Source organism: Rathayibacter sp. VKM Ac-2929 (genome assembly GCF_022815495.1).
Classification (GTDB): Bacteria; Actinomycetota; Actinomycetes; order Actinomycetales; family Microbacteriaceae; genus Rathayibacter; species Rathayibacter festucae.
Window position 1 is genome coordinate 560,407 of sequence record NZ_JALGRV010000001.1, and the last position, 23,577, is coordinate 583,983.

Here is a 23,577-nt window from a genome sequence, read left to right on the forward strand (position 1 = left end):
TCAGCGGCCTTCGCCTCCAGGGCTCGTGTCAGCCCGCTGCCGGTCCCGTCGGCAGGGTGAGGGTGCCGGTGAAGGGGGTGGAGTAGCGGGTGCCGAGGGGGGTGGTGCCGGAGAAGGTGCGGCTGAAGGTGATGCTCCCGGCGTCGAGGTCGGCCTGGGTGACCTGGGCTCGGACCTGGTAAGCGGGGGCGGGCTGGCCGGGGGTGAGCACCATGGTCGTGTCGTTGATGGCGCGGAGTTCGACGTCGCCGGTGTTCACGGGGCGGACGATCCAGGTGATCCGGGTGCCCACCTTCACGGTTTCGTCGTTCTTGAGTTCGAGGTGTCCCTCGAACTCTCCGGAGAGCCTGGGGCGCTCGGCGGGGGCGGGCAGGGCCATCGTCCCGGTGATGGCATCGGAGGTGTAACGGGTGCCGGCGATGGTGGTGGCGTCGTAGGTCTTGCTGAAGCTGACGCTGCCGGCGTCGAGGTCGGCCTGGGTGACCTGGCGCCTCCAGGAGAAGTGGTCGGTGGTCTCGCCGGGGGCGAGGTCGACGTCGATGCCGTCGATGGTGCTCAGCTCGACGTCGCCGGTGTTGGCGAGCTCGGCGGTCCAGGTGATCCAGGCGCCGGCGGTGACGGGTTCGCCGTCCTTGGTGTCGAGGACGCCGGTGAAGTGCCCGTCGATGCCGGGGTGCTGTACCGGGAGGGTGAGGGTGCCGTGGAGGGTGGGTGAGGTGTAGGGGGCGCCGTCGGGGGTGGTGGCGGAGAGGCCAGCGGTGAAGGTGGCGGTGCCGGCGTCGATCTCTTCCTGGGTGAGCTTGGTCTGCCAGAACAGGTGGGTGGTGGTCTCGCCGGGAGCGAGGTCGGTGTGGCTGCCGTTCAAGTCCTTGAGGGTGACGTCGCCGGTGTTGGTGGCCTCGATGCGCCAGGTGACCGTGGTGCTGGTGGTGGCGGGTTCGCCGTCCTTCTTGTCGAGGGTGCCGACGAGGCGTGCGCTGACGCCGGGGTGCTCGACGGGGAGGGTGAGGGTGCCGTGGAGGGTGGGTGAGGTGTAGGGGGCGCCGTCGGGGGTGGTGGCGGAGAGGCCAGCGGTGAAGGTGGCGGTGCCGGCGTCGATCTCTTCCTGGGTGAGCTTGGTCTGCCAGAACAGGTGGGTGGTGGTCTCGCCGGGAGCGAGGTCGGTGTGGCTGCCGTTCAAGTCCTTGAGGGTGACGTCGCCGGTGTTGGTGGCCTCGATGCGCCAGGTGACCGTGGTGCTTGTGCTGGCGGGTTCGCCGTCCTTCTTGTCGAGGGTGCCGACGAGGCGTGCGCTGACGCCGGGGTGCTGGACCGGGACGGTCGCGGGCGACGGGGTCGCAGTGTGCGCGGTGACGGTCGCCGTCCCCGGCGACGGCTCATCGGCGTGCGCGGCGGTCGCGGCGCCGCCGAGGAGGACGAGGGACAGCGCTGCCGAAACCGTCATGTCGAGGGCCCGTGCGGTGTGACGGCGGCCGGAGGTGGGTCTGCGGGAACTGTGTCGCGGGGTCATGGCGCTCCTTGACGTGAGGGTGAACAGAGGATGTGAAACATTGTCACATCCGCTGTCGACCCGGATCGCGCCCGTCGTTCCCTGTGGCGCGAGACGCGCCTCTCAGCCGGCCGAGGTGGGGAACGGCCCGAGGTCGAGCAGGAAGCGGAGGATCTCGCCGGCCGGGGCGCGGACGGCGGGGCCGGAGCCGAGCGACCAGGAGGCGTCGGTCGGCACGAGGGAGCTGCCGCGGGCCGCGGCGCGGATGGCCAGCGGGGCGCGGAGGGAGCGGTCCAGCGCCACGGCGCCGCTCACTTTCTCGGGGAGCACGGTCTCGGGGGCGAGGGCGAGCTCGACCCGGACCGCTTCGACCAGCTCGGCGACGCCGGTGGGGCCGCGACCGGCGCGGCGGGCGGTGGCGAGGGCGGTGAGCGCCGCCGGCAGCGCTGCCGGGGCGGGGGGATCGGCGGCCTCGCGAGCGCCGAGGCGGGAGGCGAGCCGCTGCGTCGTGCTGCTGGAGAGCCGCACGACGAGGGCGCCGAGAAGAGGGGTGGAGACGGCACTGGCCGCCCCGCCCTCCGCGAAGGAGGGGGAGGCGGCCAGGACGGCGAGCCGGTCGAGCCGATCCGCGACGAGCGGGCGCCAGTCGTTGCTGACCCCCGACTCGTCGACCGAGGCTCCGGAGCTGAGCGGCAGGAACCGCGACCAGTCGGCCACGACCGGAGCGGCTAGCGTCCGCCGGAGCGGCGCTTGTTGTAGACGTCGAAGGCGACCGCGAGCAGGAGCACGAGGCCCTTGACCGCCTGCTGCCACTCGATGCCGATGCCCATGATCGACATGCCGTTGTTCAGGACGCCGATGATCAGACCACCGAGGATCGCGCCGCCGATGGTGCCGACGCCGCCCTGGACGGCCGCGCCGCCGATGAACGCGGCCGAGATGGCCTCGAGCTCGAAGCCGTCGCCGGCCTTCGGGCCCGCCAGGTTGAGGCGGGCGGTGAAGACGAGGCCGGCCAGCGCCGCGAGGACGCCCATGTTGACGAACAGCCAGAAGGTGACGTTGCGCGTCTTGATGCCCGAGAGCTCCGCGGCGTGCAGGTTGCCGCCGATGGCGTAGACGTGGCGGCCGAAGACCGAGCGGTTCATCACGACGCCGTAGACGAGGACGAGGACGGCCAGGACGATCAGGGTCACCGGGATGCCCTTGAACGACGAGAGCGCGAAGGCGAACGCGGCGACGACGACGGCGATGAGGACGAGCTTGGTGACGAACCAGGCGCCGGGCTCGACGCCCTGGTTGTACTTCTGGCGGCCGCGGCGGGTGCGCACCGACTGGACGGTGAACGCGACGATCGCGAGCGCGCCGACACCGAGCGACAGCGGGTCGAGACCGGTGGTCTCGCCGAACAGGTCGGTGAGGAAGCCGTTGCCCAGGGCGCGGTACTCGATCGGGAAGGAGCCGATGTTCGCGTTACCGAGGACGACGAGCGCCAGGCCGCGGAAGATCAGCATGCCCGCCAAGGTCACGATGAACGCGGGTATCCCCACGAACGCGATCCAGAAGCCCTGCCAGGCGCCCACCAGAGCTCCGATGAGCAGCGAGAGCACGATCGAGACGAACCACGGCAGGCCCATGTTGACGGCGAAGACGCCGGACATGGCGCCGACGAACGCGGCGATCGAGCCGACCGAGAGGTCGATGTGCCCGGCCACGATGACCATCACCATGCCGATGGCGAGGATGAGGATGTAGCCGTTCTGGACGATCAGGTTCGAGATGTTCTGCGGACGCAGGAGGATCCCGTTGGTCATGATCTGGAACAGCAGCACCACCACGATCAGGGCGATGAAGATGCCGTTCTTGCCCAGGTCGCCCAGCACGTGGCTGAGGCGCTTGGTGAACGCGTTCTCGGTGGGGTTCACCTGCGCTCCCGCCGCCGTCGGCGGGGTGTTCTGCAGATCGGTCATCGTTGCTTCTCCTGGGTCATGAGGGTGAGGACGGCCTCGGGCGTGGCCTCGGCGATGGGCAGCTCGCCCGTGATGCGGCCCTCCGACAGCGCGTAGACGCGGTCGCAGATGCCGAGCAGCTCGGGCAGCTCGGAGGAGATGACGATGATCCCCTTACCCTCCGCCGCGAGCTTGTTGATGATGGTGTAGATCTCGTACTTCGCACCCACGTCGATGCCGCGGGTGGGCTCGTCGAGGATCAGGACGTCCGGGTCGGAGTAGATCCACTTCGAGAGGACGACCTTCTGCTGGTTGCCGCCGGAGAGCTTCCCGGTCTTGGCGAGCACGGTCGGCGACTTGATGTTCATGCTGCCGCGGTACTCGTTGGCGACCTCGAACTCGCGGTTGTCGTCGACGAGTCCGGCGCTGGACACCTTGGGCAGCGACGCGAGCGAGATGTTCCGCTTGATGTCGTCGATCAGGTTGAGGCCGTAGTGCTTGCGGTCCTCGGTGGCGTAGGCGAGGCCGTGGGCGATCGCCTCCGACACGTTGCGCATCCTGATCTCCTTGCCGGCCTTGAAGACCTGGCCGGAGATGCGGCTGCCGTAGGAGCGGCCGAAGAGGCTCATCGCGAACTCGGTGCGGCCGGCGCCCATCAGGCCCGCGATGCCGACGATCTCGCCGCGGTGCACGGTGAGGTTCACCTTGTCGACCATGACGCGGGTCGGGTCCTGCGGGTGGTGCGCGGTCCAGTCGACGACGCGGAGGATCTCCTCGCCGATGTGCGGCGTGTGGTCCGGGTAGCGGTGGTCGAGGTCGCGGCCGACCATGTCCTTGATGATCCGGTCCTCGGTCACGTCGTCGTGCGCGATCGTCTCGATCGTCTTGCCGTCCCGGATGACCGTGACGGTGTCGGCGATCTTCTTGATCTCGTTGAGCTTGTGGCTGATGATCAGCGAGGTGATGCCCTGCTCCTTGAGGTGCAGGATCAGGTCGAGCAGGTGGTCGGAGTCCTCGTCGTTGAGCGCCGCGGTGGGCTCGTCGAGGATGAGCAGCTTGACCCGCTTGGAGAGCGCCTTGGCGATCTCGACGAGCTGCTGCTTGCCGACTCCGATGTCCTGGATCTTGGTGGTGGGGTTCTCCTTCAGGCCGACCCGGGCGAGCAGCGAGGCCGCCTCCTGGTTGGTCTTGTTCCAGTCGATCAGACCGGCGAAGCCGCGGACCTCGTTGCCGAGGAAGATGTTCTCCGCGATGGAGAGGTAGGGGCTGAGGGCCAGCTCCTGGTGGATGATGACGATGCCCTTCGCCTCCGAGTCGCGGATGCTGGCGAACTGCATCACCTCGTCCTCGAAGACGATGTCGCCCTCGTACGTGCCGTGCGGGTACACGCCCGACAGCACCTTCATCAGCGTCGACTTGCCGGCGCCGTTCTCTCCGCAGATCGCGTGGACTTCGCCGCGCTCGGCGTTCAACGTGACGTCCTGGAGCGCCTTCACGCCCGGGAACGTCTTGGTGATGCCGCGCATCTCGAGGATGTTCGTGGTCACGCGTGCCTCCCTTCCTTCGTAGTGGGGGAGGGCGCCCGATGGGCGCCCTCCCGGGGTCGTGCTGTCGTCAGTGGAAGTGAGGCTTAGCCGTTGACTTCCGCGTCGGTGTAGTAGCCGCCGTCGACCAGCACGGACTGGATCTGGTCCTTGGTGACGATGACCGGCTCGAGCAGGAAGGAGGGGACGACCTTCTCGCCGTTGTCGTAGGTCTCGGTGTCGTTGACCTCGGGCTCGGTGCCCTCGAGGACGGCCTGGGCCATGGAGACGGCCTCCTTGGCGAGCTCGCGGGTGTCCTTGTAGATGGTCGCGTACTGCTCACCCGAGATGATCGCCTTGACCGAGTCGAGCTCGGCGTCCTGACCGGTGATGATCGGGAAGTCGGTGCCCACGGTGTAGCCGGCGTCCGTCAGCGCGGAGATGATGCCGCGGCTGAGGCCGTCGTAGGGCGAGAGGACGCCCTGGATCTTCGAGCCGTCGGAGTACGTCTTGGTGATGATGTCCTCCATGCGGCTCTGGGCGACCTCGGGGTCCCAGCGCAGCGTGGCGACGGTGTTGAACTCGGTCTCGCCCGACTTCACGACGAGGGTGCCCGCGTCGATGAACGGCTTGAGGGTGTCCATCGCGCCGTTGAAGAAGAACGTGGCGTTGTTGTCGTCGGGGCTGCCGGCGAAGAGCTCGATGTTGAAGGGGCCGGCCGGGGCGCTCGCCGCGGCAGTGCCCTCGAGGTCGGTCAGGCCGAGGCCCGCGAGGAGCGAGGTGGCCTGCTGGACGCCGACCTTGTAGTTGTCGAACGTGGCGTAGTAGTCGACGTTCGGCGAGTCGCGGATGAGGCGGTCGTAGGCGATGACGGGGATGTCGTTGGCCTTGGCCTCCTCCAGCACGCTGGTGAGGGTGGTGCCGTCGATCGAGGCGACGATCAGGGCCTTGGCGCCCTTGGTGATCATGTTCTCGAGCTGCGAGACCTGGGTGGGGATGTCGTCCTCGGCGTACTGCAGGTCGACCTGGTAGCCGGCGTCCTCGAGCTGCGACTTGACGTTGTTGCCGTCGGCGATCCAGCGCTCGGAGGACTTGGTCGGCATCGCGACGCCGACGAGGCCGCCGTCGCCCGAGCCGGAGCCCGAGTCGCCGGAGCCGCTCGAGCAGGCCGCGAGGGAGAGGATCATCGCGCCGCCGGCGAGGCCGGCGATGAGAGCGCGCTTCATTGTGGTCACTGTGATTCCTTCGTCATTGAATGCAGCGGGTGCTGGGCTGCCGCGGGGTGCCAGCGGCGGCGGGACGCTCATGTGAGCGATCACATGGAGTGATGCTAGACCCGCTGGCGGCAATCGTGCCACCACGGATGTCTCGACTCGATAACGGCGCGGATCATCGGTGCGCCGCGCGCACGACGGCCGCGAGCGACCGGGGAACGGCGGTGGAGCCGCGGACCATCAGCTGCGGGTCGATCGGCGGAGACGCCTCGGGGCGCTCGCCCTCGATCAGGCTCAGCAGCGTGGCCACGCAGCGTCGGCCGAGCTCGGCGAAGTCCTGCCGCACGCTCGTCAGCGGCGGCCAGTAGTAGGCGGCCTCGGGGATGTCGTCGAAGCCGATGACGCTGACGTCCTCGGGGACGCGGATCCCGCGCTCGTGGAACGCGCTCATCACGCCGAGCGCCATCTGGTCGTTGGCGGCGAAGACCGCGGTGACGTCGAGGAGGCGGCTGAGCTCGAGGCCGACGTGGTGGCCGCGCTCGGCGCTCCAGTCGCCGAGGATCGGCGGGCGCAGCGGCAGGTTCCGGTCGCCGAGCTCCACCAGGTAGCCGCGCATCCTGGCCTCGGCCTCGATCCAGTCCTGCGGACCGGAGAGGTGCACGATCTCGGTGTGGCCGAGCTCGATCAGGTGCGCGGTCGCCATCCGCGCGCCGGCCATCTGGTCGACGTAGAGCGCGTCGCCGCGCTCGGCGTCGGTGGTCTGCAGGGTGACGTTCGGGATCCGCAGAGCGACGCCGGAGAGGATGTCGAAGACGCGGATCTGCGGGGCGATGACCACGAGACCCTCGACCGCCTGGTTCAGCAGGTGCCGGATCCCGGCCTGGATGGAGTCGCCGTCGGTGCCGTCGACGTTGGCCGTGACGACGAGGTAGCCGGCGTCGCGGGCGGCGACCTCGATGGCCTGGATGCTCGACGCGGGGCCGAACTGCAGGCTCTGCGAGGAGAGCACCCCGATGGTGCGGGTGCGGCTGGTGACCAGGGCGCGGGCGGCGAGATTGGGCCGGTAGTCGAGCTCGGCCATCACGCCGAGCACGCGCTTCTTGGTCTCGGCGCGCAGGCTCGGGTGGTCGTTGAGCACCCGGGAGACGGTCTGGTGCGACACTCCGGCGGCCCGGGCGACGTCGTAGATGCTCGGGGCCCGCGGCGCGGGCTTGTCTTCCGGCATCGGGCACCGTGGCTTCCTGTGATCGGGCGGCGCTTCGTCGCAGGGACGCGGGTGCCGCTGCGATGCGGGGCCCGCCCGTCCGCGGGCGCGTGTGAGCACACCTTACGTCTCCCGCGGGGCGGAACCCCTCTCAGGGGGGACGCGGGGGTGCGCGGAGGTCCGGCTCGCGGGACGGGGCCGGGCTCGCGTACGTGCACGGCTTCCGCGTGCCGAAGGCGGTTTCGCGTGCCCGAGGTGGGGCGGGCGGAGGTTCGGCTCGCGGAACGGAGTCGGGCTCGTCGGATCGCGGGGTACCCGCGTGCCGGGGGTGGTTCCGCGTGCCGGAGGTGGCGCGGACGGAGGCTCAGGCGGGCGGGGTCGGCGCGTCGTCGGGGCCCGTGCCGGGGGCGGCGTGGCGGCCGCGGGTGGCGAGCGCGCCCTCGCTGATGCGGAGGACGCGGTCGGCCGAGGCCTGGACGGAGGCGTCGTGGGTGGCGATCAGGGCGGTCGCCGACTCGGCGTGCACGACCGCGCGGATGAGGTCCATGATCGCCGCGCCCGTCGCCGCGTCGAGCTGGCCGGTCGGCTCGTCCGCGATCAGGAGCCGCGGCGAGGCGGCGAGGGCGCGGGCGATCGCGACGCGCTGCTGCTGGCCGCCGGAGAGCTCACCCGGGCGGGAGCGGCCGCGGCCGGCGAGCCCGACCAGGTCGAGGAGGTGGGCGACGCGCTCGTCCCGGCGGGCCGGCTCCTCGCGGCGCAGGCGCAGCGGGAGGCCGACGTTCTCGGCGATCGTCAGGTGCGGCAGGAGCCCGAAGGTCTGGAAGACGAAGGCCAGGGAGTCGCGGCGCAGGCGGGTGCGGGCCGCTTCGTCGAGGCCGGTGACCGGCTCGCCGTCGAGCAGGACGGTGCCGGAGGTGGGCACGTCGAGGCCGCTGATGCAGTTCAGCAGCGTCGTCTTGCCGGAGCCGGAGCGGCCGGAGAGGGCGACGATCTGGCCGCGCGGGATGCGGAACGAGACGTCGTGCAGGGCGGTCACGTCGCCGGCCGGGGTGCGGAAGGTGCGGGTGAGGGACTCGACCACGAGCACGTCGGTCATCGCGGGGGCTCCTCGGGGGCGGAGTCGGCGGCCGGGTGGATCTCGCGGCGCTCGGGCCAGACGCCGACGTGGTCGCCCTCGAGCGTCAGCCGCACCCGGTCCTCGAGCTTCAGCGCGTCGCGGTACTCGGCGGGCAGTTGCAGCCGGCCGACCCGGTCGAGGACGGCGAACTCCTCCTCGGAGGTGGTGGTGCCGCCGCTCGCGTCGAGCTCGTCGCGGCGGAGGGTCTCGGAGGAGATCCGGCCGTCGCGGATCGCGACCGCGCGCTGCACCTGGCCGGCGACCGTCGGGTCGTGGGTGACGATCAGGATCGTGCAGCCGAGCGACTCGTTCACCGCGCGGAGGGCGGCGAAGACCTCGTCGCCGGTGCGGGCGTCGAGCTGGCCGGTGGGCTCGTCGGCGAGCAGGACGCGCGGCGAGCCGGCCAGGGCGACGGCGATGGAGACGCGCTGCTGCTCGCCGCCCGAGAGCGCGGCGGGCCGGCGGTCGGCCTTCTCGGCCAGGCCGAGCATCCCGAGCAGCTCGTGCGCCCTCGCCGCCCGCTCGCGCCGGCCGCGCCCCGCCAGGGCGAGCGGCAGGGCGACGTTCTCGGCGGCGGTGAGCGCGGGCAGCAGGTTCCTCGCGGACTGCTGACGGACGAAGCCGACGCTCGAGCGGCGGTAGCGGACCAGCTCGGCGCCGCGGAGGGCGGAGAGGTCGTGGCCGTCGAGGCGGGCGCGGCCGGCGGTGGGGGCGTCGAGTCCGGAGAGGATGCCGAGCAGGGTCGACTTGCCGGAGCCGGACGCGCCCACGATCGCCAGGACCTCGCCCGCGCCGACGAGCAGGTCGAGGCCCTGCAGCGCCTGCACCTCGACGCCGCCGGCGCGGAAGACCCGGACGAGGGCGTCGCAGACGATCAGCGCCTCGGCGCCGAACTCGCCGGTGCGCGTCTGCAGCAGAGTGCTGGTGGGGCCGGGCGCGCCGGCAGCTGCTGATCCGGGTGCGCCACCGGGGAGGTCCGCTCTCGGCGTCCTCGCTGCGCTGCTGGGGCTCATGATTCCTCTCCGGATCTCAGGATGTCGGCTGTGCGCACGCGGCGCGAGAGCGGGGCGTCGACCGCGAGGGCGAGCGCGAGGGCGGCGACGGCCGCGCCGAGCAGGCCGACGGGCAGCGGCCACGGGATCGAGAGGGCCGCGTCGCCGCCGACGAGGGTCTCCACGCCGAACGCCGGCCAGGCTGCGGCGAGGACGACGGCCGCGGCGACCGCTCCGCCGACCACTCCGCTCAGCACCGCCGGGACCAGCTCGCCGGCCGCCAGGACGAGCCGCGCGCGACCGGGGACGCCGAGCGCGCTGAGCAGGGCGAGGGTCCCACCGCGCCGTCGTGCGCCGAGGACCGTGGTGACCAGGAGGGCGAGGACGGCGAGCGCGGCGGTGGCCAGGAGGGAGAGTCCGGTCGCATCCGCGACGCCGGCGACGAGGGCGGAATCGCGCTGCCGTTCCAGCACGTCGGAGCGGAGGATCGTGCCGTCCGGGAGGGCCGCGCGGTCGACTGCGCCGACGGCGAGGACCGTGCCGGGCGGTGCGGGGGAGTCGCCGCCCGCGGCGGTGACGGCGGCGGTCAGGGCGTCGCGGTCGACCACGACGACGGAGGTGTCGATCCGGTCCGGGCCCGCCACCGGCTCCCCGGTGACCACCGCCTGCAGCAGTGCGCCGTCCACCTCGAGCCCGAACGGCGCGGTGCCGAGGGAGGCGGCGAGTCGCGCGTCGACCAGGACGGGCACCGGTTCGGCGGGGCCGGTGGCGACGAGGGAGCGGACGGCCTCGGCGGAGGCGTGCTGCGGCTGGTCGTCGGGCAGCGCGGCGAGCAGGTCGGCGTAGTCGTCGTCGACGCTGAGCACGGTCGCGGTGAGGGAGGCGGTGGGGCTGCGGACCTCCACGGCGTCGAGGGCGCCGATCGCGGCGGCGACCGCGCCGCCGTCGGCGAGGCTCGCGGCGAGCGCGGGACCGTCGGCGGCGTCGTCGACCCGGACGTCCGCGCCGACGGTACGCCAGGACAGCGACTCCTGACCCGCCGCGACGGTCTGCAGCAGCACCAGCGAGGTGAGGGCGGTGCTCGCCGCGAGCACCAGGGTCGCGAGGGTGAGCAGCGAGCGGCCCTCCTGCGCGCCGGCGCCGGCGAGCAGCGGACCGGGGCCGCGCGTGCCGGCGGCCGCCCGGCGCAGCGGGGCGAGCAGCGCGGCGGGCAGGGGCGCCAGCGCCAGCGCGATCACCGCCGCGCAGAGCACAGGGGCGACCAGGGCGAGCGGGTCGACGCCGCCGCCGCTCGAGCGCGCCCCGCCGCGCAGGGCGGCGACCGCGGTGACGGCCAGTGCCAGGAGGAGGCCGGCCCCGGCGAGGCGGAGGACGCGGATCCGGCGCGGCGGGCGGAGCAGCGGGCGCAGCACTGCGACGACGGGCGCGACCACGAGGACGGCGGCGACGGCGATCAGCAGGCCGGGCGACTCCGGCGGGGCACCGAGCGCGGCGGCGGTCGCGAGCCCGAGCGCGATGCCGAGGGCGGTGACGATCAGCGCCTCGAGGCCCGCGTGGCTCCCGAGCAGGCCGAGGGAGGCGCCGTGCGAGCGCAGCAGCGCGATCTCGGGGCGCCGCCGCCGGGCGAGCGCGGTACCGGCGAGACCGGTGACCAGCACCGCGACGCCGAGCAGCCCGGCGGCGAGGGTGGACAGCTGCCTGGTGGCGGCCGCGGCGGCCGGTGGGAGCGCGGCGAGGGCCTCCTCGTAGCCGGACTCCGCGGCGACGCTGAGAGGCGCGCCCTCGGTGATCGTCGAGGTCGACGTCTCGAGCGCGTCGATCTCGCGGCGCACGGTCTCGGTCCGCGCCAGGTCGAAGCGCGCGGGATCGACGCTGAAGCGGATCGTGCCCACGGCCGGTTCTTGAAGCAGCAGGCCGATCCGGTCGAAGACGACGGGACTCGTGAGGGCGACGACGACGGGCTGCGGCTCGCCGCCGCTGCTGCCGGAGGTGCCGGGCTGCCAGAGGCCGGGCAGGTCGGTCCAGGCAGCGGCGGACGGGTCGACGGGCTCGATGACGCCGGTGATGCGGAGCGAGGGGCCGCCGCCGCGGGAGGCGCCGTCGATCGCGTCGCCCACCGAGAGCCCGGCGGCGGCGGCGCTCGCCGAGGAGACGACGACCGGGGCGGGGTCGCCCGGGTCCTCCTCAGCGGGCAGCTCGCCGGCGACCAGCCGGACGCCGTCGGCCGCGGCCGGATCGAGGACGCCGACGCGGACGACGGCGTCGCCGGCGGGGATCCGCACGGGCTCCTCCGGACCGAGGATGGCGGTGTCGATGCTCCGGACGACGTCGAGCAGCGGCGCGGGCAGGCGCTCGGGGAGCTCGTCGGCGAGGGTGAGCAGGCGCTCGGAGGTGGTGGTGTCGTAGCCGGAGACGTCGGCGACGGTGCTGAGGAGGCGGAGGTCGGCGTCGCTCCCGGCAGCACCGACCGCCTCGACCGCGGCGGAGTCGAGGGTGCTGCGCAGCTGGTGGGGGACGGCGGCGGCGAGGGCGGCGGTCAGGGCGGTGAGCACGAGGATCCCGAGCAGGGCGACGAGGTCGCGGCGGGCGCGGCGGGCGATGAGGAAGGCGGCGGTGCCGACGGCGCGCAGGCCGTCGCCGCGGCGGACGGGGGCGGCGGTCGCCTGCGCCGGACGGGCGGCGGCGCTCGGGCGCCCGGACGCGGTCATCCGTCGGCCCCCTGCCGGAGCAGCTCGGACAGCGGCAGCCGCCGCTGGACGAGGGCGAGGGCCGCCGAGACGGCGGCGAGCGCGAGCAGCAGGGCCAGCGGCAGGAGCGAGACGGCCTGCCACGGCACCACCAGCTCGACCGGGCGGCCGCTCGCGCCCGCGGCGAGGCGGCTGCCGGTGAGCGCCAGCACGGCCCAGCCGCCCGCGAGTCCGACGAGCACGCCGGCCAGCGCGGTCGCGGCGGTGTCGGCCGAGAGGACGGCGAGCATCCCGCGCCGGGAGAGACCGATCGCTCGCAGCTGCGCCGCCTCGAGGCGCCGCGCGCGGGCGACGGCGGCGGCCCGGGCCGAGAAGCCGGCGAGCGCGAGCAGCAGGCTCGCCCAGACGACGACCGCGGAGGCGGCGGGGATCTCGGCGCGCAGCGGCGCCTCCTGCATCCGGCGGGCGAGGGATGCTGCGGTGACGGTCTCGGGCTCGTCCGCGGTGGTCGCGCCCGCCGTGTCAGGAGCCTCCGCCGACCAGTACTCGTCCACCAGGCTGCCGAAGGCGTCGGCCTGCACCAGCCGGTGCGCGAGCGCGCGGCCGTCGACCACGATCGTGGAGTCGGACCGCGGGCTGGACGGCAGCCCGGCGGCGAGCGACGCCAGGTCGTCGGAGGTCGCGGCCCCGGGCACCTCCGGAGTGTCGCCGACCATGCGCAGCGAAACGGGGGTGCCCGCGACGAAGGCGGTGACCGCGGCCCCCGCCAGGACGTCGAGGTCGTCGGCGAGCGCCTCGGGCAGGACCGCGCCGACCGGCTCCTCCGGGTCCCAGCCGACGGCGCCGTAGGTGGTCGGCGCGGAGGAGAGCTGGGTCAGGATCGAGAGCCGCACCCCGGTCGCGGTGACCGCGACCTCGGGCGGTCGGCGGCCGGTGTCCTGGCGCGAGCCGGCCCACTCGGCGGCGTCGGTCAGCGCGAGCGGAACCGGCGTGTCGGAGCCCGCGGACAGCGTGGCGAGCGACTCGAGCGAGACGTCGATGGTGACGAAGGTGTCCGTCTCGACGTCGCGCAGGGTCGCGGTCAGGGCGACGAGGCGGAGCGACGCGGCCGGATCGATCGCTCCCTCCGCGGTGGCCAGCGTCACCGGCTCGGTCGGCGAGGTCAGCGCGCCGAGCGGCAGGATGTCGATCCGCCCGCGCTCGTCCTCCACGGCGGCCGAGACCTCGACCGCGAGGCCCTCCGGCGCGTCGAGGGCGGCGAGCAGCTGCAGGCCCGTGGTCCCGCCGGGGAGCGCGGGGCCGGTGTCGACGCGGTCCTCGGCGCGCAGCTCCCGGGCGATGTCGGCGCCGCCCGCGCGCGGGACCGGACCCGCTCCGGTGCCGAGCAGCTGCCGGGCGCGGGCGTCGAGGGCGAGGATCTGCGCCGCCGCGCCGGGTCCCTCGCTCGCGAGACCGGGCGGGGCCTCCTTCGCCACCAGGCTCTGCCGGCGGAGCACGGGCGCGCCGTCGGCCGAGACCGACGACCGGGCGGGAGCGCCGAGGGCGACCGCGGCCTCGTCGCGGACGCCCTGCTGCCAGGTCGCGCTCGCACCGAGTGCCACGACCGAGGCGCCGACGGTGAGCGCGACGAGCACGATGCCGGTCGAGCGGCCGCTTCCGCGTGCGGCGAACCAGCCGGCGAGCGGAGCGACGGCGCCGCGGGAGCGGACGGCGACGGCCGCGACCGGCAGCGCGGCCAGCTCCGCCAGACGCGCGCCGACCACGGCGATCGCGCCGAGCAGCAGTGCGGGGGTGAGGGTGAGCAGGAGGTCGCCGCGCTCGATGCCGCCGGTCGCGGCACGCCAGACCAGCACGGCCGCGACGACGACGAGGACCGTCTGCCCGGCCGCGGCGAGTGGGCCCCTGCCTGCGGCCGGCGCAGGCGGCAGGGCGACGAGGACGCCGACGACGAGCGCCACCGCGGCGGCGCAGAGCAGCGCGGCGGCGTCCGGCGGCACCCAACGGGGGAGGCCCGCGGCGTCGAGCGGCGGTGCGGAGACGACCAGCGCGTGCAGCAGGACCCCGCCCCACGGGCTGAGGGCGGCGATCACCGCGGCGACCGCGAGGCCGTCGACGGCCACCGCGCCCACCCGCTGCAGGGGAGTCGCGCCGCGCTCGCGCAGCCGCTCGATCTCCTCCCGGCGCGCCTCGGCGAGCAGACCGGTGACGGCCCGCGCGCAGACCACGAGCACGACGACCAGCAGCAGCGCGACGACGAGGGCGGCGGCGCGGGAGCCGGCGAGGCCGTCCGCCACGTCGTCGAGGGCGGCGGGCAGCTCGGTGTCGACGAACAGCGAGCCGTTCGGATGCGGGACGGCGCGGGCGATCTCGAGGTCCGCGTCCCCGGCCGCGGCGCGCAGCTCGGCGAGGCCCTCGACTCCGGTGCTCGGGAACTCCGGGCTCTCGACGGCCTCGAGTTGCGCAGGGACGAGGCCGGAGGCGTCCAGTCCGCCCGGCGCGGTGATCAGTGGACCGACGGCGTGGACGGGGTTGTAGAAGGAGCGGTTCGGCTCGGCGAAGTCCTGCACGTCGCCCTGCGCGAGGAGCGGGTCGTTCTCCCAGTAGGCGGTGGAGTCGCGGGAGGCGGAGTAGAGGCCGTCGATCCGGAGGGGGGCTTCGTCGCCGAGGGTGATCGAGTCGCCGACGGCGAGACCCAGGGAGCGGGCGGCGATCTCGGGGAGGGCGACGCCGGGCGCGGCCGTCGGCCAGGCGCCCGCGGTGAGGACGGCGTCGGCGGCCGGGTCGTCGAGCTCGACGAGGTAGGAGTAGACGCCCTCCGCGGTCGTCGCCCACTCGGAGCTCGCCCAGCCGCTGCTCGTCCAGGCGGCTCCGCCTCCGTAGGCCTCGCGGGTCGCGGTGTCGGCCGCCTCGCGCGCCGCCGTGACGGGGCTGCCGGGGCCGAGGACGCGCACGGTGACGTCGACGCGCTCCGAGCCGAGGGAGGTCAGCGCTCCGCTGACGCCGGCCTGCTCGGACGAGCGGACGAGCAGGAGCGCCCCGCAGAGCACGGAGCCGGCGAGGACCGCGACGGCGACGACGAGCGCGAAGAGCCGGGAGTGGCTGCGCCAGCGGCGCACCGCCAGCGACCCGGCCCAGGCGGGCAGCGAGCCGGACGCGGTGACGACCGTGCACCTCCATCGGTGAAGCAGGACCAGCGGACGGGACCGCCAGCCGAGTCTAGGGCGGCGGTGCGGTCGCGGGGGAGCACGGAATGGTAGGCCCTCGGAGGCGGGTTGGCCAGCACCTCGCCCGCGGAGCAGAGGTGGACCGACGATGAGGAGGCGGGCGGGACGCGGATCCTCCAGCACGACCGGAGTCGCGGCCCGCCGATCCGCACCGCTCCGCATCACCGCGGGCACCGACGAGAGGACGACCGATGGGCTTCTGGGGACAGGACGACGACGACTCGCACGGCAGGCCGCGACCGGTCGACGAGCCGCTGGGCGAGCTGGAGCTCGTGCACGAGTTCCCCGACGGGCCGATGCCGACGGGTGTGAGCGTGTCGCACACGGGCCGGATCTTCGTGAACTTCCCGAAGTGGGGCGACGAGGTGCCGGCGACGGTCGTGGAGCTGCGGGACGGCGTCGCGGTGCCGTTCCCGGACGAGGCGTGGAACTCGCCCGACGGGGACGACGACGCGGGGGCGCTGGTCTCGGTGCAGAGCATCGTGGTCGATCCGGCCGACCGGCTGTGGATCCTGGACACGGGCAGCCCGCTGTTCCAGCCGACGAAGCGCGGCGGGCCGAAGCTCGTCTGCGTCGACCTGGCGACGGACACGGTCGAGAAGGTGATCGTCCTCGAGCCGGACGTCGCGCTGCCGACGACCTACCTGAACGACATCCGCTTCGATCTGCGGCGCGGGATCGCCTACATCACCGACTCGGCCGACTCCGGGCCGAACGGGATCATCGTCGTGGACCTCGAGTCCGGCACTGCTTGGCGCCGCCTGCACGAGCACCCCAGCACCAAGGCGCTGACGCCGCCCGAGCTCGTGCCGATGGCCGAGGGGCGGGTGCTGATGAAGCGGCCGGCCGACGGCGACCCCGAGCCCGTGACGATGGGCGCGGACGGCATCGCGATCTCGGCCGACGGCGAGCGGCTCTGGTACTGCCCGCTCGCCTCGCGGCGCTGGTACAGCGTGGCGACCGACGCTCTGGTCGACCGCGGCGTCTCCGACGAGGACGTCGCCGCGACGGTCGTCGACGAGGGCGACAAGGGCGGCGGCGCGGACGGACTCGAGACGGACGACCGGGGCCGCTTCTACGCGACGAGCTACGAGAACAACGCGATCGTGCGCCGCCGCACCGACGGCACCATCGAGACCATCGTGCACGACGAGCGCCTGCTCTGGCCCGACACGATGTCGCTCGCGACCGACGGGCACCTCTACGTCACCGCCAACCAGCTGCACCGGCAGGCCGACTACCAGGGCGGGACGGACCTGCGGACCTACCCGTACTCGCTGTTCCGCCTCGCGGTCGACGCAGGGCCGGTCTTGCTGCGCTGAGCGGCGATGCGTGCCGGTCGCGGACAGGACCACGCCGGTCGTGCGCCAAGACATGCTCGTCGCGCGCCGAAACATGCTGGTCGTGCGCCGAAACATGCTGGTCGAGTAGCCGTCCGCGGGACGGCGTATCGAGACCCCGCGTCTGCAGAACGGCGGATCCACTCAATGGAGGCGCCCGCAGACATGCTGGTCGAGTAGCCCCCAAGGGGCGTATCGAGACCCTGCGTCCCCCGAAGGGTGGATCTCGATACGCCCGCTGCGCGGGCTACTCGATCAGCATGAGCCGTCAGGCGACGCCGGCCGCGCGGCGCACGAGCTCGGCGACGGCGGCGCGGGTCGCGTCGTCGGCCGCGGTGAGCGCGTAGGCCGTCGGCCAGATCGTGCCGTCGTCGAGCTGCGCGCCGTCCTGGAAGCCGAGGGTCGAGTAGCGGGTGCCGAACTTCGCGCCCGGCTGGAAGAAGACGATCGCCTTGCCGTCGGCGCGCGCGTAGGCGGGGAAGCCGTACCAGGTCTTCGGCAGCAGCTCGGGCGCCTCAGCGGCCACGACCTCGTGCAGCATCTGCGCGATCGGGCGCTCGACGTCCGTCATCGCGGCGATCGCCGCCTCCGCGTCGGCCTTCTCCGCGGCGGTCTTGTCGGCGCTCTTCTGCCGCTTCGCCTCCTCGCGCAGCTCGGCGGCGCGCTGCTTCATCGCGGCGCGCTCCTCTTTCGTGAAGCCGTCAGCCATGGGAGTCTCCTTCGCGCGGGCCCGGGCGGTCCGTCGGGGCTCATCGTGGCAGTCGGGGGCGGTCGCGGCAACGGCGGAGACGGCCGTCCGCTCGGCAGCCGTGTCGGCGGCCGCCGGTAGCGTGGACGGATGCGCCTCCTCCTGATCCGCCACGGCCAGACCCCCTCCAACGTCGACGGCATCCTCGACACCCGCATCCCCGGACCCGGGCTCACCGAGCTCGGCCGCAGCCAGGCGGCGGCCCTGCCGACGACGCTCGCCGACGAGCCGATCGGCGCGCTCTTCGTCTCGACGATGAAGCGCACCCACGAGACGGCCGCGCCCCTGGCCGCCGCGCTCGGGCTCGAACCGGTCGAGCGCGCGGGCATCCGCGAGATCGCGGCCGCGGGCCTGGAGATGCGCGGCGACGAGGCCGCGGTCGAGGAGTACATGGGCACGGTCTTCCGCTGGGCGGGTGGCGAGACCTCGCTGCGGCTGGCCGGCGGTGAGACGGGCGACGAGTTCGCCGCCCGCTACGACGCGGTGGTGGCGGAGGCGGAGGCGACCGGCCACGACGTCGTCGCGCTGGTCAGCCACGGCGCCGCCATCCGCTGCTGGGCCGGGCTCCGCTCGCTCGACCTCGACGCGGACTTCATCGCCGACCACCTGCTCGACAACACCGGCATCGTTGTCCTCGAAGGCTCGGGCTCGGAGTGGTCGCTCGTCTCCTGGGAGGGCGAGCCGGTCAGCGGCGTCGGCGTCGCGGCCCCGTCCGGGCCGGCGGGCGAGACGACGGACTGACGGCGGGGGATCTCGATACGCCCGCTGCGCGGGCTACTCGATCAGCATGAGCGGTCCGCTTCGCGGGCTGCTCGATCAGCATGAGAGGTCCGCTGCGCGGGCCGCTCGACCGACCGGGCGCAAGCGGGCAACCGCGGGTAACGATCGGGCAACGGCACGGAAATCGGCCCTGACCAGCACCGACGCCGCCGCATAGCCCGGCTCTGCATCGTTGCAGAGCCCCTGATGCGGGGCTCTCCGTTTGTCCGGACGGGCACCCGCGGCTACCGTGGACGGCGGTCCTCGAGACCCCGATGAATCGGTCCGCGCTCGTGCGGCGTCCTCCCCGACGTGCCGCGAGCGTACGGTCAACGGGTGCGCGAGGCGGCCCCGTGGCCGCCTCCCGGACGAACCGGAATCGCCTCCGCGCCCCCTCCGCTCACCGCGGCGGGACGCCCGCTGTGGCTGGAGAGACGGCGTCCCCCGCACCCGACCCGGCACCACGAGATGAGAGTGCAGGGATGCGTCCCTGCGCGCCGACGGAGTGCACGTGCAGCAGAATCAGCAGGACATCAGCGAGCCCGGGAACGGAGCCGGAGCCGCCACAGCGACCCTCGAGCGGGAGGGTCCGGCCCTCGAGGCGAGGAACCTCTTCAAGGTCTTCGGGCGCCGGCCCGAGGAGGTCGTGCGGCGGCTGCGCGAGGGCGCCGACCGCGCCGACCTCGCGGGCCAGGGCACCGCGGCGGTGATCGACTCCTCCTTCGAGGTGCGCCGCGGCGAGATCTTCGTCGTGATGGGGCTGTCCGGCTCCGGCAAGTCGACGCTCATCCGCATGCTCAACGGCCTGCAGGAGCCGACCGCGGGCGAGGTGCTGATCGAGGGCACCACGATCACCGGCGTCTCCGACAAGGAGCTCCGCCGCGTGCGCCGCTCCTCGATCTCGATGGTCTTCCAGCACTTCGCGCTGCTCCCGCACCGCACCGTGCTCGACAACGTGGCCTACCCGCTCGAGATCCAGGGCGTGCCGGCGGCCGAGCGCCGCGAGCGCGCGCTGCTCGCGGTCGAGCGGGCCGGCCTCGCCGGCTGGCACGAGAAGATACCGGACGAGCTGTCCGGCGGCATGCGCCAGCGGGTCGGACTGGCCCGGGCGCTCGCCGCCGACACCGACATCGTGCTGATGGACGAGGCGTTCTCGGCGCTCGACCCGCTCATCCGCCGCGAGATGCAGGAGCAGCTGATCGAGCTGCAGCACGAGCTCGGCAAGACCATCGTCTTCATCACCCACGACCTCAACGAGGCCATGCTCCTCGGCGACCGGATCGCGGTCATGCGCGACGGCCGGATCGTCCAGATCGGCACCCCGGAGGAGATCCTCACCGACCCGGCGAACGACTACGTCGCGCAGTTCGTGCAGGACGTCGACCGCGCCCGCGTGCTCACCGCGTCCGCCGTGATGGAGCCCGCGCGCTCCGTCGTGACGCTCGCCGCCGGCCCCCGCGCCGCCCTGCGCACCATGCGCGACCAGCAGACCGCGGCGGCCTTCGTCGTGGGTGCCGGGCGGCGCCTCCTCGGCACCGTCCGCGACCGCGACGTGATCGAGCAGGTCCGCGCGGGCACCACCGACCTCTCGCTCGTCGTCACCGAGGCCGTCGTCAGCGTCGGCCCGGACACCGCGCTCAGCGAGATCATCGAGCCGGCGGTCGAGTCCGCGCTGCCGGTCGCCGTCGTCGACGAGGCGGGGCGGCTCCTCGGCGCGATCCCGCGCGTGACGCTGCTCGCGGCCCTCGGCAATCTCGGACCGCAGACCGGCGGCGTGCCGCTCGTCGAGCCGCCCGCGACCCTCCCCACCGAGATGGTCACCGCGACCCTGCACGCGACCGGCGGCCCCGTCGACGACGCCGTGCTCGCGAGCGAGGGGGGCGTGCGATGAACCCGGACCTCCGCCTCCCGCTCGGCGCTGCCGCCGAGGGCGTCGTCGACGTGCTGACGCAGACCTTCCAGCCCGTCTTCGACCTGCTCCGCACGGTCTTCGGCGCCGCCTACACCGGCGTCGACTTCGTGCTGGCGACCCCGCCGTTCTGGGTCGTCATCGCCCTGATCGCGGTGCTCGCCTACGCGGCGCGCGGCTGGGTCTTCGGGCTCGGCTCCGCGGTCGGGCTCCTGCTGATCGCGAGCGTGGACCAGTGGGACAACGCGATGGACTCGCTCGCCCTGGTGCTCGTCGCCTCCGCCGTGGCGATCGCGCTGAGCGTGCCGCTCGGGATCCTCGCGGCCCGCAACCGGACCGCCTCGGCGATCCTGCGCCCGGTCCTCGACTTCATGCAGACGATGCCGGCGTTCGTGTATCTGATTCCGGCGCTGATCCTCTTCCGCGTCGGCGTCGTGCCCGGCATCGTCGCGACGATCGTCTTCGCGATGGCGCCCGGCGTCCGGCTGACCGAGCTGGGCGTCCGCGGTGTCGACTCCGAGCTGGTGGAGGCGGGCGAGTCGTTCGGCTCGTCGAAGTGGCGCATCCTCCGCCAGATCCAGCTGCCGCTCGCGCTGCCGTCGATCCTGGCCGGCCTCAACCAGGTCATCATGCTGTCGCTCTCGATGGTCGTCATCGCGGGCATGGTCGGCGCGGGCGGTCTCGGCGGGGACGTCGTGGCCAGCATCGGCCGGATCGACGTGGCGCTCGGCTTCGAAGCCGGCATCGCGGTGGTGATCCTGGCGATCATCCTCGACCGGATGACGAGCGCCCTCGGCGCCCCGTCGCCGGCCCGCGTCGCCCGGGCGAGCAGCCGCAAGGCCGTCGTCGCGACCCGCACGGCGATCGCCGCCGTCTCGGTCGGCGTCGTCGCCTCGCTCGGCGCGTCGGCTGTCGCCGGCCCGGCGACCACTGCGTCCGTCGACAACGGCGACCGCACCGACGTCACCCTCGCCGTCTTTCAGGGCTGGGACGAGGGCATCGCCGCGTCGCGGCTCTGGGGCGCGGTGCTCGAGGAGGAGGGCTACGACGTGACGCTGCAGAGCATCGACGTGGCGCCCGGCTTCTCGGGCCTCGCCAGCGGCGACTACGACCTGGCGCTGGACACCTGGCTGCCGATCACCCACGGCGACTACCTCGACGAGTACGGCGACCGCATCGTCGACCTCGGCGCCTGGAACGACGACGCGAAGCTCACCATCGCGGTGAACGAGGACGCGCCGATCGACACCCTCGAGGAGCTCGCGGCGAACCCCGAGGTCGTCGGGAACCGGCTCGTCGGCATCGAGCCCGGCTCGGGGCTGAACGGGATCACGACCGACGCGGTCATCCCCGGCTACGGCCTGGAGGGGATGGAGTACCTGACCTCGTCGACGCCCGCGATGCTGCAGGAGCTCTCCAGTGCGACGGCGGCAGGCGAGAACATCGCCGTGACGCTGTGGCGGCCGCACTGGGCCTACGACGCGTTCCCGGTGAAGGACCTCGAGGACCCGAAGGGACTGCTCGGCGAGGCCGAGGGGATCCACGCCTTCGGCTCCGCGTCGTTCGACAGCGAGTTCCCGACGCTGAGCAGCTGGCTGCGCGACTTCCGGATGGACTCGGACACGCTGTACTCGCTCGAGAACGCGCTGTTCAACGAGGGCGCCGACGACCAGGACGCGGCCCTCGAGTCGTGGCTGGCGGAGAACCGGGAGTACGTCGACGGCCTGACGAGCTGACGGCGGGATCTCGATACGGGCGCTGCGCGCCCTACTCGATCAGCATGAAACGGAGGACGCCCGATGGGCGGCAGCTCTCTCCTCATGCTGGTCGAGGAGCGCGCAGCGCGTATCGAGACCCACGTCCTGCAGAGGGGTGGATCTCGATACGCCCGCTCCGCGGGCTACTCGATCAGCATGGAGGACGCCCGTCGGGCGGCTGCCTCCTCATGCTGGTCGAGTAGCGCGCAGCGCGTATCGAGACCCGCCCTCTGCACGCGGGTCAGGCGCGGGCCGCCGCGTACTGCTCGCGGATGACCGGGCGGTGGTCCGGCGCCGGCTCGGCGAGGGAGGTGACCTCCCAGGTCGGGCGCGCGCCGGTCAGCGCCCAGGCGGCCTGCACCGCGGCGCCGTCGGCGACGTACTCGCCCGGCGTCGGCACGACCACGGGCACGTCGAAGACCTGCGAGGCCGCGAGCTGCACCGCGCCGTTCTGCGCCGCCCCGCCGATCAGCAGGATGCGCCGGGCCTCGACGCCCTGCGCCCGCACGGCGTCCAGGCCGTCGGCGAGGCCGCAGAGCATGCCCTCGATCGCCGCGCGCGCCAGGTTCGGCCGCGTGGTCGACGCGATCGTCATCCCGTGCAGGCTCGCCGTCGCGTCGGGCAGGTTCGGCGTCCGCTCGCCCTCGAAGTAGGGCACGAGCACGAGGCCGCCGGAGCCCGGCTCCGCCTCGAGCGCGAGCGCCGAGAAGGCGTCGAAGTCGCTCCCCAGCAGCCCGGCCGTCGAGGCCAGCACCCGCGCCGCGTTCAGCGTCGCGACCAGCGGCAGGAACCGCCCGCTCGCGTCCGCGAACCCCGCGACCGTGCCCGAGGCGTCGCGCACCGGGTCGTCGGTCACCGCGAAGACCGTGCCGCTGGTGCCGATGCTCACCACGACGTCGCCGGGGCCGGCGCCGAGGCCGAGCGCCGCGCCGGCGTTGTCACCCGCGCCGGGACCGACGACGAGACCGCTCTCGGTCGTGCCCGCCTGCTCCGAGGGTCCGAGCACGCGGGGGAGGAGCGCCCGGTGCCCGAGCGCGCGCTCGAGCAGGTCGAGGTCGTAGCCGTCGGCGCCCCAGTAGGACGTGCCGGAGGCGTCGGAGCGGTCGGTCGTCAGCGCGTCCAGCTGCGGTCCGCGCGCGGAGTCGGGGCCGTAGCCGAGCAGGCGCCAGGTCAGCCAGTCGTGCGGGAGCGCCACGGCCGCGACGCGCGCGGCGTTCTCCGGCTCGGCGTCGCGCAGCCAGCGCAGCTTGGTGGCGGTGAAGGAGGCGACCGGGACGCTGCCGGTGCGCTGGGCCCACGCCTCCGCGCCGAGCTCCTCGATCAGCTCGCGCGCCGCGCCGGCGCTGCGGGTGTCGTTCCAGAGCAGCGCGGGCCGGATCACCTGCCCGTCCGCGTCGAGGACGACCATGCCGTGCTGCTGCCCGCCGACCGAGATCGCGGCGACGTCGTCGAGTCCGCCTGCGTCCGCGAGCGCGACCTGCAGCGCGTCCCACCAGGCGGCCGGGTCGACCTCGGTCCCGTCCGGGTGCGAGGCGCGGCCGGTGCGGACCACGGCTCCGGTGTCGAGGTCGCGGACGACCACCTTGCAGCTCTGGGTGGACGAGTCGATCCCTGCGACGAGCGTCATCGCCGTCTCCGTTCGTTGTGGCGGGTGCGGAGGCGCGGCCT

16 protein-coding genes are annotated in these 23,577 nt (G+C 73.6%); 4 read left to right on the forward strand and 12 right to left on the reverse strand.

What is annotated here, in order from left to right:
- Positions 1–28: 28 nt before the first annotated feature.
- The 10 genes from MT355_RS02515 to MT355_RS02560 form a co-directional block, all read right to left on the reverse strand.
- Positions 29–1,444 (reverse strand): hypothetical protein, encoded by a 1,416-nt coding sequence (locus tag MT355_RS02515; protein WP_243598405.1) that lies wholly within the window; start codon positions 1,442–1,444, stop codon positions 29–31.
- A gap of 168 nt (positions 1,445–1,612) precedes the next feature.
- Positions 1,613–2,206, reverse strand: coding sequence for a hypothetical protein (locus MT355_RS02520; protein WP_243598406.1), 594 nt, complete (start codon positions 2,204–2,206; stop codon positions 1,613–1,615).
- A gap of 11 nt (positions 2,207–2,217) precedes the next feature.
- Positions 2,218–3,456 (reverse strand): multiple monosaccharide ABC transporter permease, encoded by a 1,239-nt coding sequence (gene mmsB, locus MT355_RS02525; RefSeq protein ID WP_123447756.1) that lies wholly within the window; start codon positions 3,454–3,456, stop codon positions 2,218–2,220.
- Positions 3,453–4,982, reverse strand: coding sequence for a multiple monosaccharide ABC transporter ATP-binding protein (gene mmsA / locus MT355_RS02530; RefSeq protein WP_123447755.1), 1,530 nt, complete (start codon positions 4,980–4,982; stop codon positions 3,453–3,455). Before mmsA ends, mmsB begins: the two co-directional genes overlap by 4 nt.
- A gap of 83 nt (positions 4,983–5,065) precedes the next feature.
- Positions 5,066–6,184, reverse strand: a complete 1,119-nt coding sequence (chvE, locus tag MT355_RS02535) for a multiple monosaccharide ABC transporter substrate-binding protein (protein WP_132437646.1) — start codon at positions 6,182–6,184, stop codon at positions 5,066–5,068.
- Positions 6,185–6,347: 163 nt separating this feature from the next.
- A complete protein-coding gene (locus MT355_RS02540; protein WP_123705241.1) occupies positions 6,348–7,397 on the reverse strand; it encodes a LacI family DNA-binding transcriptional regulator in 1,050 nt (349 codons plus the stop codon).
- 343 nt (positions 7,398–7,740) lie between these two features.
- Entirely contained in the window at positions 7,741–8,472 is a 732-nt protein-coding gene (locus tag MT355_RS02545) for an ABC transporter ATP-binding protein (protein WP_243598407.1), read from the reverse strand.
- Complete coding sequence (locus MT355_RS02550; RefSeq protein ID WP_243598408.1) at positions 8,469–9,506, reverse strand: ABC transporter ATP-binding protein; 1,038 nt, start codon at positions 9,504–9,506, stop codon at positions 8,469–8,471. Before MT355_RS02550 ends, MT355_RS02545 begins: the two co-directional genes overlap by 4 nt.
- Complete coding sequence (locus MT355_RS02555; protein WP_243598409.1) at positions 9,503–12,193, reverse strand: hypothetical protein; 2,691 nt, start codon at positions 12,191–12,193, stop codon at positions 9,503–9,505. The genes MT355_RS02550 and MT355_RS02555 overlap by 4 nt, the downstream gene beginning before the upstream one ends.
- Positions 12,190–15,288 carry an ABC transporter permease gene (locus tag MT355_RS02560; RefSeq protein ID WP_243598410.1) on the reverse strand — a complete coding sequence of 1,033 codons (3,099 nt, stop codon included), beginning with the start codon at positions 15,286–15,288 and terminating at the stop codon, positions 12,190–12,192. Before MT355_RS02560 ends, MT355_RS02555 begins: the two co-directional genes overlap by 4 nt.
- A gap of 299 nt (positions 15,289–15,587) precedes the next feature.
- Between MT355_RS02560 and MT355_RS02565 the strand changes: the two genes are divergently transcribed.
- A complete protein-coding gene (locus MT355_RS02565) occupies positions 15,588–16,718 on the forward strand; it encodes a major royal jelly family protein (RefSeq protein WP_243598411.1) in 1,131 nt (376 codons plus the stop codon).
- Positions 16,719–17,004: 286 nt separating this feature from the next.
- On the opposite strand, the gene MT355_RS02570 is transcribed toward MT355_RS02565, so the two are convergent.
- Positions 17,005–17,445: a hypothetical protein gene (locus tag MT355_RS02570; RefSeq protein ID WP_243598412.1), complete on the reverse strand. Its 441-nt coding sequence runs from the start codon at positions 17,443–17,445 to the stop codon at positions 17,005–17,007.
- Positions 17,446–17,574: 129 nt separating this feature from the next.
- Here MT355_RS02570 and MT355_RS02575 point away from each other — a divergent pair, with 129 nt between their 5' ends.
- From MT355_RS02575 to MT355_RS02585, 3 genes are all read left to right on the forward strand, one after another.
- Complete coding sequence (locus MT355_RS02575) at positions 17,575–18,225, forward strand: histidine phosphatase family protein (protein ID WP_243598413.1); 651 nt, start codon at positions 17,575–17,577, stop codon at positions 18,223–18,225.
- 550 nt (positions 18,226–18,775) lie between these two features.
- Positions 18,776–20,134, forward strand: a complete 1,359-nt coding sequence (locus tag MT355_RS02580) for a glycine betaine/L-proline ABC transporter ATP-binding protein (protein WP_243598701.1) — start codon at positions 18,776–18,778, stop codon at positions 20,132–20,134.
- The gene (locus tag MT355_RS02585) at positions 20,131–21,888 is read left to right on the forward strand and encodes an ABC transporter permease/substrate binding protein (protein WP_243598414.1); all 1,758 of its coding nucleotides are present in this window, start codon (positions 20,131–20,133) and stop codon (positions 21,886–21,888) included. The genes MT355_RS02580 and MT355_RS02585 overlap by 4 nt, the downstream gene beginning before the upstream one ends.
- A gap of 262 nt (positions 21,889–22,150) precedes the next feature.
- Here the strand turns inward: MT355_RS02585 and xylB are convergent, their stop codons facing one another.
- A complete protein-coding gene (gene xylB, locus MT355_RS02590) occupies positions 22,151–23,536 on the reverse strand; it encodes a xylulokinase (RefSeq protein ID WP_243598415.1) in 1,386 nt (461 codons plus the stop codon).
- Between the last annotated feature and the right edge of the window lie 41 nt (positions 23,537–23,577).